Source organism: Frigoribacterium sp. Leaf415 (assembly GCF_001424645.1).
Taxonomy (GTDB): Bacteria; Actinomycetota; Actinomycetes; order Actinomycetales; family Microbacteriaceae; genus Frigoribacterium.
This window is the reverse complement of the sequence record NZ_LMQR01000001.1, coordinates 1,905,750-1,920,651: the sequence shown is the minus strand read 5'-3', so window position 1 is coordinate 1,920,651 and position 14,902 is coordinate 1,905,750. Positions and strand designations below refer to the sequence as shown.

Annotated in this window: 13 protein-coding genes and 1 tRNA gene; 9 read left to right on the top strand and 5 right to left on the bottom strand. The window is 71.3% G+C overall.

Annotated features, from left to right (window positions below; genetic code table 11):
* Positions 1–47 precede the first annotated feature (47 nt).
* Positions 48–121, top strand: a tRNA-Leu gene (locus ASG28_RS08840).
* Positions 122–786: 665 nt separating this feature from the next.
* Here the strand turns inward: ASG28_RS08840 and ASG28_RS08835 are convergent.
* Positions 787–3,009 (bottom strand): Ig-like domain-containing protein, encoded by a 2,223-nt coding sequence (locus ASG28_RS08835; RefSeq protein WP_055974170.1) that lies wholly within the window; start codon positions 3,007–3,009, stop codon positions 787–789.
* A gap of 223 nt (positions 3,010–3,232) precedes the next feature.
* Here ASG28_RS08835 and ASG28_RS08830 point away from each other — a divergent pair, with 223 nt between their 5' ends.
* Positions 3,233–3,814 (top strand): LemA family protein, encoded by a 582-nt coding sequence (locus tag ASG28_RS08830; protein ID WP_055974168.1) that lies wholly within the window; start codon positions 3,233–3,235, stop codon positions 3,812–3,814.
* 25 nt (positions 3,815–3,839) lie between these two features.
* Complete coding sequence (locus ASG28_RS08825; protein WP_055974165.1) at positions 3,840–4,745, top strand: M48 family metalloprotease; 906 nt, start codon at positions 3,840–3,842, stop codon at positions 4,743–4,745.
* Here the strand turns inward: ASG28_RS08825 and ASG28_RS08820 are convergent.
* Positions 4,742–5,998: a winged helix-turn-helix domain-containing protein gene (locus ASG28_RS08820; protein ID WP_055974160.1), complete on the bottom strand. Its 1,257-nt coding sequence runs from the start codon at positions 5,996–5,998 to the stop codon at positions 4,742–4,744. The two genes, ASG28_RS08825 and ASG28_RS08820, sit on opposite strands and share 4 nt — an antisense overlap.
* A gap of 130 nt (positions 5,999–6,128) precedes the next feature.
* Between ASG28_RS08820 and ASG28_RS08815 the strand changes: the two genes are divergently transcribed.
* Entirely contained in the window at positions 6,129–7,310 is a 1,182-nt protein-coding gene (locus tag ASG28_RS08815; protein WP_055974157.1) for an AI-2E family transporter, read from the top strand.
* Positions 7,303–8,541, top strand: a complete 1,239-nt coding sequence (gene ilvA / locus ASG28_RS08810) for a threonine ammonia-lyase (protein WP_055974155.1) — start codon at positions 7,303–7,305, stop codon at positions 8,539–8,541. Before ASG28_RS08815 ends, ilvA begins: the two co-directional genes overlap by 8 nt.
* 377 nt (positions 8,542–8,918) lie before the next feature.
* Here ilvA and greA read toward each other — a convergent pair whose 3' ends face one another.
* On the bottom strand, positions 8,919–9,410 hold the full coding sequence (greA, locus tag ASG28_RS08805; protein ID WP_055974151.1) for a transcription elongation factor GreA: 492 nt from the start codon (positions 9,408–9,410) through the stop codon (positions 8,919–8,921).
* Between the two features lie 142 nt (positions 9,411–9,552).
* Positions 9,553–9,975 carry a DUF4307 domain-containing protein gene (locus tag ASG28_RS08800; RefSeq protein WP_054145156.1) on the bottom strand — a complete coding sequence of 141 codons (423 nt, stop codon included), beginning with the start codon at positions 9,973–9,975 and terminating at the stop codon, positions 9,553–9,555.
* Positions 9,976–10,044: 69 nt separating this feature from the next.
* Between ASG28_RS08800 and mca the strand changes: the two genes are divergently transcribed.
* Together mca and ASG28_RS08790 are read left to right on the top strand one after the other, a co-directional pair.
* Positions 10,045–10,935, top strand: coding sequence for a mycothiol conjugate amidase Mca (gene mca, locus ASG28_RS08795; protein WP_200925277.1), 891 nt, complete (start codon positions 10,045–10,047; stop codon positions 10,933–10,935).
* Positions 10,932–11,306: a hypothetical protein gene (locus ASG28_RS08790; protein WP_157485681.1), complete on the top strand. Its 375-nt coding sequence runs from the start codon at positions 10,932–10,934 to the stop codon at positions 11,304–11,306. Before mca ends, ASG28_RS08790 begins: the two co-directional genes overlap by 4 nt.
* 58 nt (positions 11,307–11,364) lie before the next feature.
* Here the strand turns inward: ASG28_RS08790 and trhA are convergent, their stop codons facing one another.
* Positions 11,365–12,132 (bottom strand): PAQR family membrane homeostasis protein TrhA, encoded by a 768-nt coding sequence (gene trhA, locus ASG28_RS08785; protein ID WP_082454524.1) that lies wholly within the window; start codon positions 12,130–12,132, stop codon positions 11,365–11,367.
* 85 nt (positions 12,133–12,217) lie between these two features.
* Here trhA and ASG28_RS08780 point away from each other — a divergent pair, with 85 nt between their 5' ends.
* Both ASG28_RS08780 and ASG28_RS08775 read left to right on the top strand, forming a co-directional pair.
* A complete protein-coding gene (locus ASG28_RS08780) occupies positions 12,218–13,006 on the top strand; it encodes an isoprenyl transferase (protein WP_043597826.1) in 789 nt (262 codons plus the stop codon).
* Between the two features lie 546 nt (positions 13,007–13,552).
* A complete protein-coding gene (locus tag ASG28_RS08775) occupies positions 13,553–14,680 on the top strand; it encodes an aminotransferase class V-fold PLP-dependent enzyme (RefSeq protein WP_055974145.1) in 1,128 nt (375 codons plus the stop codon).
* Positions 14,681–14,902: the final 222 nt, after the last annotated feature.

The following is a 14,902-nucleotide window of genomic DNA, read 5'->3' as shown; positions in this document are numbered from 1 at the left end:
TGCCTGCAGCGTGGCGGGCGTCCGCGTCTCGTAGGCTGGTCGCTCGGGCCCCCGTAGCCCAATCGGCAGAGGCAGGCGACTTAAAATCGCTTCAGTCAGGGTTCGAGTCCCTGCGGGGGCACCTGCCACCCGCAGCTGCACAGGGCACCTGCCTCGACGCGCGACGGGTCCGTCCGCGCCCGTGACTACCTGCGGAACGCAGCCTCGCGTCGTCGACCCCGCCCGCGCCTCCTGATCGCGGCGGCGCCGGTCGCCCGCCCACCAGGCCCTACCCGCCAGCCCCGCCCGTCCAGCCCCGTGCCTCGTCAGCCCCCTGCTCGCGCCGTCGGTAAGTCAGGAGATCGGCGTACTCGGGGGCGCGCCGCGCCCGCTGCGGTGTCGTTCTGCTGAGTTGCCGTCTGCGAGCGGGGCCCGGTCCGGCGGCCGGAACGGCGGGCGCGGGTGCTTCGCCCCGCGTCCGCCCCGCCCCGCCCCGGCCGGCCCTGCTCTGCCTCGCCCGGCCGCCCCGCGCTCCGCTCCGCTCCGATCCGCTCCGCCCGCGCATCGTCGGCAACGCAGGAGATCGGCACATTCGCGGACCCGGTGAGCCGGTTGGTGCGTCGTCTTCCTGAGTTGCCCACGACGACGGCGGCGGCAGGTTGCGCGCCGCGACCCAGGCCCGCGGTCAGCGAGATCGCAGCCGGAGGGACCGCCGTCGGCGGGACGGCGGTCATTCAGGACCGCAGTCAGCGGTCTGGCGCCCAGCCGGGCCTGCCGTCAGCGCGGCCGAAGGCAGGGCGCGCCGAGTCAGGCGTCGTCGGTGCTGACCTCGACGAACGACGTCCAGAGCCAGACCGCGACGCAGAGGCCTGCCGTCACGGCGGCTGCGACGACCGCCCCTCCGACGGGGAACGACGAAGGGCCGCCTGTGAGCACGACGGCGGCAGTGGCCACGCCGACCACGGTGAGCCCCACGTGCAGCGGGCGCGACCAGGCCCAGATCCGACGACCCGGCAGGGAGCCCACCGGGACCAGCGCCAGCACGAGGGACCCGAGCCCGGTCAGGCAGACCGTCGCGCTCGTCTCGAGGGCCAGCTCGGTGAAGAACCCTCCGGTGGCGGGCAGGGCTCCGTGGACGGCCCAGGCCGCGGCCGACACGACCACCAGGGCGACGACCTGGACGAGCGCCAGCAGCCCCGCCTCGCGACCGTCCACCGCGTCGGTCCGGCCGTGGCGCGCCGGCGACCGGGGCGCTGCGGTGAGGCTGCCGACGAGCACCACCCCGAGCACGAGGGGCGGGTCGAGCCCGAGCAGTCGCGTGACCGCGCACGCGACGACGGCGACGAGAAGGAGGCGCGGTGACATGCGGACGCGGGCCTCGCGCTCCCGGGACCGCCCCATCAACCGGGTGGGGACGACGACGGTGAGCAGGTTGACCAGGGCGACCCCGATCACGATCCCGGCGAACAGACGCGCGTAGCGGACCTCGTCGTCGAGGCCGGCTGCCAGCCCGACCACGGCGGCCCCGGCGGCGACGGTCAGCCCGGCGGCGAGGCGGGGGTCGAGCGTGGCGGTCGAGAAGGAGGTGGGGAGTTCCCGGCGACGGTTGCGGCCGGTGAGTCGCGGACCCCGAGGCGCCAGCCGACCTCGCAGCGCCGTGGCCACCAGGCGTGTCGGCGCGACGACCAGCAGCACGAACGCTGCCGCGAGGCCGAGAGCGAGCAACCATCCCGTGCCGGTCATCGTCTGGCCGAGGGAGGGCAGATCGCGGCCGAAGGTCGTCGCCGCCGCCCAGGAGTCGGACGTGGGCGTGGTCGCCTCGGGCAGGCCCCCGCCGTCGTCACCCGGGGTGCCTCCGGAGCCGTCTCCGGGCACCGGCCCCCCGGGCGTCCCGGCAGACGGCTCGGTCGGGACGGCCGGACCCCCCGACGAACCGGGCCCCGATGTCGGTGCCGGGGCGGCCGAGGACGAAGGAGGCGCGGGTTGCGCGGTCGACGACGCCACCGTGATCGAGATGCCCGCGCTGGGCGGCCCGACGTTCACCGCGGCGTCGATCTGCGCGGCCTGGACCGCGTGCTCCCCGTCGGGGAGCGCCGCGTCGGACGACGTGCAGCGCCACGATCCACCGGCGACCGTGGCCTGGCAGACGGGGGTGCTGTCGACGTAGGCGGTCACGGTCGCACCGTCTTCTCCCGTTCCCGAGAACGTGAGCGGCTGCGTGGTGACTCGTTCGCCGGCCCGGGGCGCGGTGACGACGGGGGCGGCGGGCGCGTCGCGGTCGATCGTGACGGCCACGCCGGTCGAGGTCGCCGACCGGGGTACGGCGGGAACGGAGTCCGAGGACTGTGACGCCGTCACCGTGTACCTGCCGGTCGGCCAGGTCGTGGCCGGCAGCACGGCGGACCATGCCCCGGAGGCGTCGGCCGTCGCCGAGACCGGCGCCGCGCCTCCGTCGACGGTCACGCGGGCACCCGCGAAGGCGGTGCCCGCGACCTTGCCGCCGATGGCGGGTCCGCCCTGGACCGTCGGCGGGCCGAGCACCGAGAACGGAGCGCTGATCGCGTCGCCGACCACGGCCGAGTTCGTGACGTCGCGGACCGTGAGGGTCTGGTCGGCGCCGTCCTCGAGTGTCACCGTGCACGACCAGGGGACGCTGGTCGTGCCTCCGGTGGGCAGGGTGACCTCGCAGAGGGCCCGACTGGGGACGCGGGGGTCGAGCACCCTCACGGTGGCCCCGGACGTGCCCGTGCCGCCGACCACGACGGCGTTCACGTCCTGGTCGCCGATGTCGCGGATGGTCGGTGCGACCGGATCGGGACCGGGCTGGCCGGACGACGGGGCGGGTGTGGGCGTGCCCGAGGGGCTGCCCGCGGCGTGGGCGCCGACACCGACCGACAGGGCGAGCGCGAGACCGAGCGCGACCGCCGCGAGGGTCGACACGATGCGCCGCCCGCGTCGCGGCACGACCAGGAGCCGTCCGTCGACGGAGGACGACGGACGCGTCGGATGCAGGGTCGGCGACTCGAACACTGTGACCCATTCAGCACGTTCTCGGGGTACAAGTCAATCCTTTGCGCGGGGGAGATGGCCGGACGAGCGCTCGTCGGGAGTCTGCTCCGAGATCTCCCGACGGGCAGGGAGCCCACATGCAGCGCATTTATAGTGTCCAACGGGCTCCCGACGACCCGACCCAGGTCGCGGGCGACCATCCGGCGCCCGCCGTCATCGGTCCACGATCTAGGAGTGACACGTCATGCAACCGGCCACGATCGGCATCCTGGTAGCAGTAGGCATCATCGTCCTGCTCGCGGTCATCATCGGCATCTACCTCTGGGCCACCTACAACTCGTTGGTGACCCTCAAGGTGCGCGTCGACGAGGCGTGGAGCGACATCACGATCCAGCTCAAACGCCGGGCCGACCTGATCCCCAACATCATCGAGGCGGTCAAGGGGTACGCCGCCCACGAGTCGTCGGTCTTCCAGAACGTGACCGCGGCGCGTGCCGAGACCATCGGGGCCGGCACACCGGCCGAAGCCTCGGCTGCCGAGGGGCACATGCAGACCGCCCTGAAGAGCATCTTCGCCGTGGCCGAGGCCTACCCACAGCTCCAGGCGAGCCAGAACTTCCTCCAGTTGCAGTCCGAGCTGGTCGACACCGAGGACAAGATCCAGGCCGCCCGCCGCTTCTACAACGGCGGCGTGCGTGAGTTCAACACCAAGAACCGGGTCTTCCCCAACTCGCTCTTCGCGAAGCGCCTCGGCTTCAGCGAGCGGGACTTCTTCGAGGTCTCCGAACCGTCGGCCATCGCCGAGCCGCCGCGCGTCCAGTTCTGACGCAGCCCCAGTCGTTCTCGACACCATGTACTCCGCGATCTCGCGCAACAAGCGCAACACCGTCTTCATCGTCCTGATCTTCCTCGTGATCATCGGAGCGCTGGGGTTCGCCGCGAGCGCCATCTGGAACAACGGGTCGATCGGTTTCCTCGTGCTCGGCGGTGCCGCGGTCTACGCGCTGATCCAGTACTTCGCCGCCAGCGGGCAGGCGCTCTCGATGAGCAACGCCCAGCAGGTCGACGGCGTGACGGCTCCGCGCCTCTACCGCACGGTCGAGAACCTCAGCATCACGATGGGCATGCCGATGCCCAAGGTCTACGTGGTGGTCGATCCGGCCCCCAACGCCTTCGCCACGGGGCGCGACCCCGACCACGCGGTCGTCGCCGCCACGACGGGCTTGCTCGAGATCATGGACGACGCCGAGCTGCAGGGTGTCATGGCTCACGAGCTCGGCCATGTCAAGAACTACGACATCCGGGTGTCGACCATGGTGTTCGGCCTCGTCGTGGCCGTGGGTTTCCTCGCCGACATCCTGTTGCGCATGTCGTTCTTCAGCGCCTTGTCCGGGGGCAACCGCAACTCCAACAACAACGGCGGTGGCGGCGGGAACCCCGTCTTCCTCGTGCTCGGTCTGGTGGCCATGATCATCGCCCCGCTCGCCGCGGCAGGCGTCCAGGCGGCCGTCTCGCGTCAGCGCGAGTACCTGGCCGATGCCACCGGGGCGTTGACGACGCGGTACCCCGAGGGTCTCGCCCGAGCGCTCGAGAAGCTCGGTGCCTACGGTCGGCCCATGCAGCAGCAGAACACCTCGATGTCGCACCTCTGGATCAGCGATCCGATGAAGCCCGGCGTGATGGACCGGCTCTTCAGCACCCACCCACCGCTCGCCGACCGCGTCCAGCGGTTGCGGCAGAACGCGGGCACTTTCTAGTCGCGGTGGCGGACCGCGACGTCGGCGTCGGAATCGGCGCGGCCCGCCAGGGTCGCTCGGAGGACGCCTGCCAGGTCTCCGCGGTCGGCGACCTCGACCGAGTCCACTCCCTGCCAGGCCGCTGCTCGGCGCAGCGTCGTCGCGAGCCGTTCGACGTCGATCGGGAGGTCGCGCTCGCGCCACGCCGATTGCACCCGCAGGACGCCCGCCTGACGATCGCTCTTGAGGTCGACCCGCCCCACGAGCTGATCGTCCTGCAGGACGGGCAGCACGTAGTAGCCGTGCACTCGCTTCTCGCGGGGGGTGTAGATCTCGATCCGGTAGCGGAAGTCGAAGAGTCGTTCGGCCCGGGGCCGGTGCCAGACCACGGGGTCGAACGGCGACAGCACGGCGTCGGCCTCGAGTCGGCGCGGCACGCGGGCGTCTCGATGCAGCCACGCGGTCGCACCCCAGCCCGGCACGACCACGGGCTCGACGACTCCTTCGTCGTGCAGTTCGCGCAGGGCAGGCGCGACGTCCGCGGCCTTGAGCCGGAAGTAGTCGGCGAGGTCGGAGGCCGTCGCCACCCCGGAGGCGCGGGCCGCGTGGGCGACGAGGCGGCGGTGGGCCTCGTGGCGGTCGACGTCCACGGCCAGCACATCGGCCGGGAGCACCTGTTCGGGTAGTGCGTAGACGCGCTCGAACCGCCGACGGCCGGCGCTGACCAGGGCGCCGGTGCGGAACAACGACTCGAGGCCGCGTTTGACGTCACCCCACCCCCACCAAGGGCCCGTCCGGTCGGGCTGCGGGAAGACTGCGGCGTCGGCCTCGACCAGGCTGGCGGGCAGCGGGCCCTTGTCGCGGATCTCGTCGAGCAGCCAACGCTCCATGCGCGGGCTCGTCGACAACCACGACGAGGCGTCGCCCCGCCACTTGGCCTCGTAGTCGCGCATCCGCCACCGCAGCAAGGGCCATGTGGTCACCGGGACGATGGCCGCCTCGTGGGCCCAGTACTCGACGTACCGTCCGCGGGGAGCGAAGGTGAGGCGGTCGAGGGTCGCCCGGTCGTAGGAGCCGAGGCGGGCGAACGCGGGCAGGTAATGGCTGCGCTCGAACACGTTCACCGAGTCGATCTGCAGCAGGCCGAGGCGGTCGACGAGGCCGTTCAGCTGACGCGTCCCCGGGCGCACGGGGCCGTCGACCGGCCCACCGAAGCCCTGGGCCGCCAGGGCCACGCGTCGGGCCTGGGCGGGGGAGAGCTGCTGACGGGGCACGCGGACGACTGTAGCGACGGCCACCGACAGGCGCCGCGCCTCCTCGTGTCGTCTCGTCCCCGAGGACACATGCTCTCACCGGCATGTGGACGGGTAGATGACCGGCCTCGCAGGGCCATAAACTGACGCGATGATCTGGCGGAACCGCCCCACGCGCGGCGACGAGACGCAGGGCGACGCGGTGAGCGGAAGCACGGCCGGCACCGTCGCCGATCCGTCCGTGCCCCGGGGCATGGTCATCGCCGGGGCGTGGTCGTGGCGCATCCTTCTGCTCGTGGCGGTGGCCGGCGTCCTCGTCTGGCTGGTCACCCAGCTGCGGGTCATCGTCATCCCCTTCCTGGTGGCCCTGCTGATCTCCGCCCTGCTCGTTCCGCTGTCGGGGTGGTTGCAGCGGCACGGCTGGCCCAAGTGGCTGGCGGTCGTGTCGGTCCTGGTGGGGTTCTTCGTCTCGGTCTCCGGCCTCCTGCTGCTCGTCGTGCTCCAGATCGTCGACGGCTGGCCCTCGTTGCGTGATCGGTCGATCGCCTCGTACGGCGACTTCAAGGACTTCCTGCTCACCTCGCCCTTGCACCTCACCGAAGCCCAGATCAACGGGTACGTGTCCGACGCCGTCGCGGCCATCCAACAAGACAGCCAGCCGCTCGTGCGTGGTGCGCTCTCGGTGGGGTCGACCGCGGGGCACGTGGGTGCGGGGCTGGTGCTCGGGCTCTTCGCGACGATCTTCCTGCTCATCGGCGGTGCCGAGATCTGGCGATGGGTCGTCAGGCTCTTCCCCCGGGTCTCGCGTCCGGCGATCGACGGGGCGGGCCGCGCCGGGTGGCTCACCCTGACGAACTTCGTCAAGGTGCAGATCTTCGTCGCGTTCGTCGACGCCGTGGGCATCGGCCTGGGGGCGTTGTTCCTCGGCCTGCCCCTGGTGGCGCCGATCGCGATCGCGGTGTTCCTCGGCTCGTTCGTGCCCGTCGTGGGTGCCGTCGCGACCGGGGCGGTCGCCGTCGTCATCGCGCTCGTCTACAACGGCTGGGTCGTCGCCCTGCTCATGCTCGCCGTGGTCATCCTCGTGCAGCAGATCGAGGGGCACCTGCTGCAACCCTTCGTCATGGGCAGCGCCGTCAAGGTGCACCCGTTGGCCGTCGTCTTCGCCGTCGCGGCCGGTACCCTGGTCGCCGGAATCCCCGGCGCCCTCTTCGCGGTCCCGTTCGTGGCCGTGCTGAACGTCATGATCACCTACGTCGCGAGGGGCACGTGGCGGCAACAGCCACGACCCGTCGAGAACGACGTCACGCAGCCCGGAGGCCTCACCGATGTCTGAACGCACCCTGGCCGGTCCCACCCTCGTCGAGATCGAGGAGGCGCGAGATCGCGTCTCGCAGGTCGTCCGCGTCACCCCGATGGAGACCTCGCAGTACCTCGCCGACGTGCTCGGTTCGCGGGTGCACCTCAAGTGCGAGAACCTGCAGCGCACCGGGTCGTACAAGATCCGAGGCGCCTACAACCGCCTGACGCAGCTGACCGACGCCGAGAAGGCGCGCGGGGTCGTCGCGGCCTCGGCCGGCAACCACGCTCAGGGTGTCGCCCTGGCCGCCCGCGAGCTCGGCATCGCGGCCACGATCTTCATGCCCGTGGGCGTGGCCCTGCCCAAGCTGCAGGCGACCCGACACTACGGCGCCGACGTCGTCCTCCGGGGGCACACGGTCGAGCAGTCGCTCCGGGCCGCTCAAGAGTTCTCCGACACGACCGGCGCCGTGTTCATCCCGCCGTTCGACCACGCCGACGTCGTCGCCGGCCAGGGCACGCTGGGGCTCGAGATCCTCGAGCAGGTTCCCGACGTCGACACCGTCATCGTGCCCGTCGGCGGGGGCGGGTTGGCGGCCGGCGTGGCCAGCGCCCTGAAGCAGAGCGCGGCACTCACCGGGCGTGACGTCCGGATCATCGGCGTGCAGGCGGCCAACGCCGCCCCCTACGCCGTCTCGATGAAGCTCGGCGTGCGGACCGACATCGACGCCCAGCCCACGATCGCGGACGGCATCGCCGTCGCGAAGCCCGGCGTGCTCAACTTCGAGATCATCCGCGACACCGTCGACGAGATCGTCACGGTCAGCGACGACGACACGGCTCGGGCGATGCTCGTGCTGCTCGAGCGCGCCAAGCTCGTCGTCGAAGCCGCGGGTGCCGTGGGCATCGCAGCCATCCTCACCGAGCAGGTGCGCGACCTCGGCACGACCGTGGTGATCCTCAGCGGCGGCAACATCGACCCGCTCATGATGGAGCGCGTGATCGGGCGAGGCCTCGCGGCCGCCGCCCGTTACGTCAAGCTGCGCATCGGCATGCCCGACCGTCCCGGCCAGCTGACCCGGGTGAGCGAGGTGCTGTCCGACGCCAACGCCAACGTGGTCGAGGTGCTGCACACCCGCCACGGTCGCGGTCTCCAGATCAGCGAGGTCGAGCTGGAGCTCAGCGTCGAGACGCGCGGCCCCGACCACGTCGAGGAGGTGCTGCAGCGGCTTCGCGACGCCGGGTACGAGCCCAACGTCGACTTCTGAGCCGCCTCGGCGAGACGCGGCCCGCGCCTCCTGCGGGCCCGCGACCCGCGCTCTCGACCCGCGCCGCGTCTCCTGTGTGCCCGCGCCCCTGAAGTGATCCGAGCCTCCTGACGCGGCCTGCGCCTCCTTACGCGACCCGCGCCTCCTGCGAGCCAGCACCCCCTGACCCGGCCCGCGCCTCCTGACCCGCGCCGCGCCTCCTACGGGCCTGTGTCCCTGTCGGCAACTCAGGAGAACGACGACCGGCCGGAGGACGACGGCCGTTCTGCACGTCGTCCTCCGGAGTTGCCGACATCCGCGACGGCAGTCGTCGCCACGGGCCCCGGGACGACGAAGGCCCCCGCTCCGATCGAGCGGGGGCCTTCGAGTCGGGCGACCTACGGCTGGTAGGTCTCGACGTGCGTGATCGACACCGAGATCTCTTTGCCGTTCGGGGCGGTGTAGCTGGTGGTCGTGCCGACCTTCAGGCCGTTGATGGCCTGCCCGAGCGGGCTGGTCTCGCTGTAGACCGAGAGGTCGCTGCCGGCGGCGATGATCTCGCGGTTGCCGAGCAGGAACGTGCTCTCGTCGCCGGCGATCGTCGCCGTGACGACGGTGCCCGGCCCGACGATGCCGTCGGCGGCCGTCGAGTCGCCGACCGTCGCGTGCTTCAGCAGGTTGATCAGCGTGCGGATGCGCGCCTCCATCTTTCCCTGCTCGTCCTTGGCGGCGTGGTAGCCGCCGTTCTCCTTCAGGTCGCCCTCTTCGCGGGCGGCCTCGATGCGCGACGCGATCTCACGACGTCCCTCGCCGCTGAGGGTGTCGAGCTCGGCCTGCAGACGGTCGCGGGCGTCCGTCGTGAGCCACGTGGTCTCGTTGTCAGTGCTCATGGTGTCTCCGTTTCGTGCGGCGGCCGAACCCGGTCGGGCGAATCGAGCCGAGGAGGCGCGGTGCCGGGAGCCGGGGCGAGGTCGCCCACCGAAAAAAGGAGACCGGCCGAGTGGCCGGTCTCGTCGTGCGATTCTGAGCAGTCTAGGGAAGCCAGCACCGGTAGATCAAGCCCGTGACCGCCCGCTCCGAGGTCGCGAGCGAGGTCGTGTAGGTCACCGAGCGTTGCTCTGAGGCGGGCAGGTGCACGATCTTCCAGCCGACCACCGCGAAGCCGCTGTTCTGGGCCTCGACCGCACAGTCGACCGCCTCGCCCGTGTCCGCGGTGACGGTGTACTGCACCTCGACGGCGCGGTCGGAGGTCACCTGGTAACCCACGTCGGCGGATTCGAGCTGGGACGAGGTGCCGTCGAACGCGGCGAAGACGACCCAGGCCGCGAAGACGACGACGAAGGCGACGGCCACCGAGAGCCCCACGACCAGGCGGCGCCGTCGACCCCGCGGGGAACGCCCGTACCGGGCGTCGAGGCGCGACGAGGGTGAGGTGACACGGGGCGTGGACGTCACGCGGATCTCCGTCCGATTAAGCTGTCCCCAGGGTAGCAACGTCTGCCCGGCACACATTGCGAGGAAGAATTGACCCTGCGCCTGCTGGCGGTCCACGCCCACCCCGACGACGAGTCCAGCAAGGGCTCGGCGACCTACGCCTACTACCGCAGCTTCGGCGTCGACGTCCTGGTCGTCAGCTGCACCGGCGGCGAGCAGGGGTCGATCCTCAACGAGCAGCTCGAGGCCCGCGCTCACGCCGAGCGAGACATTGCGGGCCTGCGCGTGCACGAGATGGCGGCCGCCCAGGCGGCCATGGGCATCGACCACCTGTGGCTCGGCTACGCCGACTCGGGGCTTCCGGCCGAGGGCGAGTCGGTCGCGGTGAACTCGTTCTCGACCATCCCGCTCGAGATCAGCGCCGAGCCCCTCGTCGCGATCATCCGCCGGTTCAAGCCCCAGGTGCTGGTGACCTACGACGAGAACGGCGGCTACCCGCACCCCGACCACATCCGCACTCACGAGATCTCGATGGCCGCCTACCGTGACGCCTCCGACCCCGAGCGCTACCCGGCCACCGGCGACGCCTGGCAGATCGACAAGGTCTACTACGACCGCATGTTCAGTGCAGGGCGCATCGGGGCGATGATCACGCACCTGCGCGAGAGCGACCCCGAGTCGCCCCTCATCGAGTCGCTGACCGAGATGCTGGCCCGCTTCAGCGACCGTCCCGACCTGGCCACGACCCGCGTGCCGGTCTCCGACTTCTTCCCCGTGCGCGACGCCGCCCTCCGGTCGCACGCCAGCCAGGTGCCGCTCGACAGCGCATTCTTCTTCTGGCCTCACGACCTGCAGGTGGCCGCTTGGCCCACCGAGGACTTCCAGCTCGTCGAGTCGAACGTCGAGTCCGACCTGCCCGAGGACGACCTGTTCGCGGGCGTCGTCGACCCCGAGACCGGCCTCGTCGGGGTGCAGCGATGAGCGCGCTCTCCGACTCGGTGCTCACGGTCACGACCCGTCTGCTCGCCCAGCCGCAGACGCCCGACCCGACCCTGCCGCCGTCGACCATCCCCGACGAGGCGGTCACGCCCGGCGTCTGGGGTTTCGTCGCCATCGCGTTCGTCGCGATCGCGACGGTGCTGATCGTCGTCGACATGACCCGGCGGGTCCGCCGTACCCGCTACCGCGGCGAGGTGCGTGAGCGCATCCAGGCCGAGCGCGACGAGGCGACCCTGGCGGCTGCGGCGCTCGACGACGAAGAACTGCCCGGAGACGCCGACCGGCGCGCCCGCCCGGTCGAGGGCGACCTCGACGACGACGGCGACCGCAGGAGGCGCGAGGGCGACTCGTGACCGACGCGACCGGTGCCGGGGCGGCGACCCGCGCCTCCTCGGCTCGGGTGACCTCGCCCTAGAAGGTCGGTGGGTCCAGGGCCACGAGCAGGATGCCCGTCCAGTGGCAGAGGTACGCCAGCACCGTCATGGTGTGGAACAGCTCGTGGAATCCGAAGTGCCCCGGTACGGGGTTCGGCCTCTTGATTCCGTAGAACACGGCGCCCGCGATGTAGAGGGCGCCGCCGACCAGCACGAGCACCATCATCGCGACGTTCGCGTCGAGCAGGTCGACGATGAAGCCCAACGCGCCGACGCCCAGCAGGACGTAGAGCGGCACGTACAACCACCGCGGCGCGTTGAGGAAGAACACCCGGAAGAGGATGCCGAGCACGGCGCCCGTCCAGACGAGCACGAGCAGGGTGACGCCCTTCGACGGCGGCAGGGCGATGACGGCGATGGGCGTGTACGTGCCGGCGATCAACAGGAAGATGTTAGCGTGGTCCAGGCGCTTGAGGAAACGTTTCGCGTTCGGGCTCCATGGGAAGCGGTGGTACGTCGCCGAGATGCCGAAGAGCAGGAGCGACGTCGTCATGAAGACGGCGCAGGCCCAGGTCGCCGCCACACCCTGCGCGAGGACCACGAGCACCACTCCGGTCGCGATCGCGACCGGGAAGGTGGCCGCATGGATCCAGCCGCGCCAACTCGGTTTGCGCTCGATGCCGGGGTAGTCGAGGGCGTCGTCGAGCAACGGCAGGTTCGGGATGTCGGCCCCGTCGGATCGGTCGGCCCGGTCGACCTCGTCGGCCTGGAGGCCCGCGCGATCTCCGTCGGTGTGGCTGCTCATGGGGCCGAGCCTAGGGGAGCGTCCGAGAAGGCGGGCTGAGAATCGTTTGCTCTGTGGAGGGCCCGCCGTGGGCTACCGTAGCCCTGTGAAAAAGCGCCGTCCTTCTCCCCTCGCCAGGGGAGTCCTGTACGGCCTCTACCAGAACCGCATCCGCCGCAGCCTCGACGGTCAAGAGTTGCCGCACCACGTCGCCATGATCGTCGACGGCAACCGGCGCTGGGCCAAGCAGCGCATGCTCGAGACCGCCGCCCACGGGCACCGCGCGGGTGCGGCGAAGATCAGCGAGTTCCTCACCTGGTGCGACGACCTCGGCATCAAGGTGGTCACGCTGTACCTGCTCTCCGCCGACAACCTCGGCAACCGCCAGTCCGACGAGTTGACCGAGCTCTTCGGCATCATCGGCGACGTCGCCGACGAGCTCTCGCGTCAGCGGGACTGGCGCGTGCAGCACGTCGGCGCGACGGACGACCTGCCGCCGGCGCTCTGCTCGGCCCTCCGCGAGGCCCAGGCCCGGACGGCCGACAAGACGGGGCTCCACGTGAACCTCGCCGTCGGCTACGGCGGGCGCCGCGAGATCGCCGACGCCATGCGCAGCATCGTGCGGGCGCACGACGCGGCGGGCGGCACGCTCGACGCCCTGGCCGAGGTGCTCACCCCCGAGCTCATCGCCGACCACCTCTACACCGGCGGCCAACCCGACCCCGACCTCGTCATCCGCACGTCGGGCGAACAACGGTTGAGCGACTTCATGCTGTGGCAGAGCGCCCACAGCGAGTTCTACTTCGTCGAGGCCTTCTACCCCGACCTGCGCGAGGTCGACTTCCTCCGGGCCGTGCGCGACTTCGCCCTCCGGCACCGCCGCTACGGCAGCTGACGCGGGCGCGTCTGCCGGCTCGGAGACCGCGCTGGTGTCGGCGACTCCGGAGTTCGGCTGCGCCGCGCCTCCTGAGGGGGCGTGGGTGTGCTGTTCTCCTGAGTTGCCGGCGGCCCGATCGCCGGGCGCGGGCGCCGGCGCCGGCGCTGCTCTACACCTTCGGGCGCCGCGGCCTGCTCGGTCCGGCGTGAGTTGGGCGGGGTGGGCTGGTGTCGGCAACTCCGGAGTTAAGCTGCGCCGCGCCTCCTGGTGGGGTTCGGGTGTGCCGTTCTCCTGAGTTGCCGGCGGCCTGATCGCCGAGCGCGAGCGCGGGCGCCAGCGAAGGCGCCGGCGTGAGTTGGGCGGGGGTGGGCTGGTGTCGGCAACTCCGGAGTTGGGTTGCGCCGCGCCTCCTGAGGGGGCGTGGGTGTGCCGTTCTCCCGAGTTGCCGGCGGCCCGCGCGACGGCCGCGCACGCGCCTGCGTCGACGACGGGACGAGGAGGCGAGGGTCGGCGGACCACGGACGGCACTACGGTGGACCAGTCACCCCCGCCTAGGAGAACACCGTGAAGACCATCGACGACCTCGCCTCGGGGTTCACCGACGAACCCGGATACTTCGACTTCGCGAAGTGGGGACCCATCTCGAGCTCCGTCGCCGACGAGCAGCGCTCGTTGGTCGAGGTGCAGGCCCGGGCCCGCTTCGGCTCCGAGATCGCCCTGACCGAGCAGGCAGGGCGCGTCGGACGGGCGATCTCGTCACTCGTCGGCTTCGCCCCCGACCACGTCGTCTTCCAACCGAACACGAGCGCGGGACTCACGCACACGCTTTTCGGTCTGACCGGGCAGGTGCTGATGTCGCCCCGGGACTACCCGAGCATGCCCATCGCGGCGACCCGTTCGGCGGAGGCGCTGCGCGTGCTCGAGCCGGTCTGGATGGATCTCGACCACGACGTCGTGACGCCGGCCGTGGTGCAGCGCCACCTCACCGACTCGGTCACCGCCGTCGCCGTCAGCCTGGTGGACTACCGCACGGGGTACCTCGTGGATCTCGAGGGCATCCGTCAGGTGATCGGCGACCGGTTGCTGATCGTCGACGCGATCCAGGGGTTCGGCGTGGTCGACGCGCCCTACGCCGTGGCCGACGTCGTCGCGTCGGGCGGCCAGAAGTGGGTCCGGGCCGGATGGGGGACGGGCTTCCTTGCCTTGAGCGATCGAGCACTCTCGGCCCTGACCCCGGTGTTCAGCGGTGTCGCCGGCAGCGACCTGCCCCTCGGCGGCTCGTACCACGAACGGCAGCCGACCCGTCCGGGTGTCGCGGCATTCCAGCTGACGCATCCCGACCCCATCGCCCAGGCACGGTTCGCCACGGCCCTCGAGGACCTCGCGGACGTGGGCGTCGCCGCCGTCTCGCGAGCCGTGGCCGAGCGGGCCACCCGGGTGATCGACCTCGCCGACGAGTTCGCCGTGCCGGTTGTCTCACCCCGCGACGAGGCCGAGCGCGCCGGCATCGTCGTGCTCGAACCCGCCCTCGACCAGATGACGACGTTGACGGCCGCACTGATCAACCACGGGGTCACGGCGACCGTACGCGACACGACCGTGCGGCTGAGCGTGCACGTGTCCACGGGCGACGACTCGTTCGAGATGCTGCGGGGCGCGTTCACCTCGTTCGGCACGAGCGTCTTCTACTAGGGCGCATCCGGTGGGGCGGGGCGGGGTGACCCGCAACCCTCGACCCTCGACCAGCACATGAGGGTCGTTCACCTGATCGTCACACGACACGGTCGCGTCGGTGATGCGGATGTCGGAGGCGCGTCGTAGGTTCGTCACATCGGGCAAGGAGCCCGATCGAGACGGCCACGAAAGTTCGCCTCGCAACTGCTCCGCGGCCGTCTCTGCCGAAGGTACCCGGGT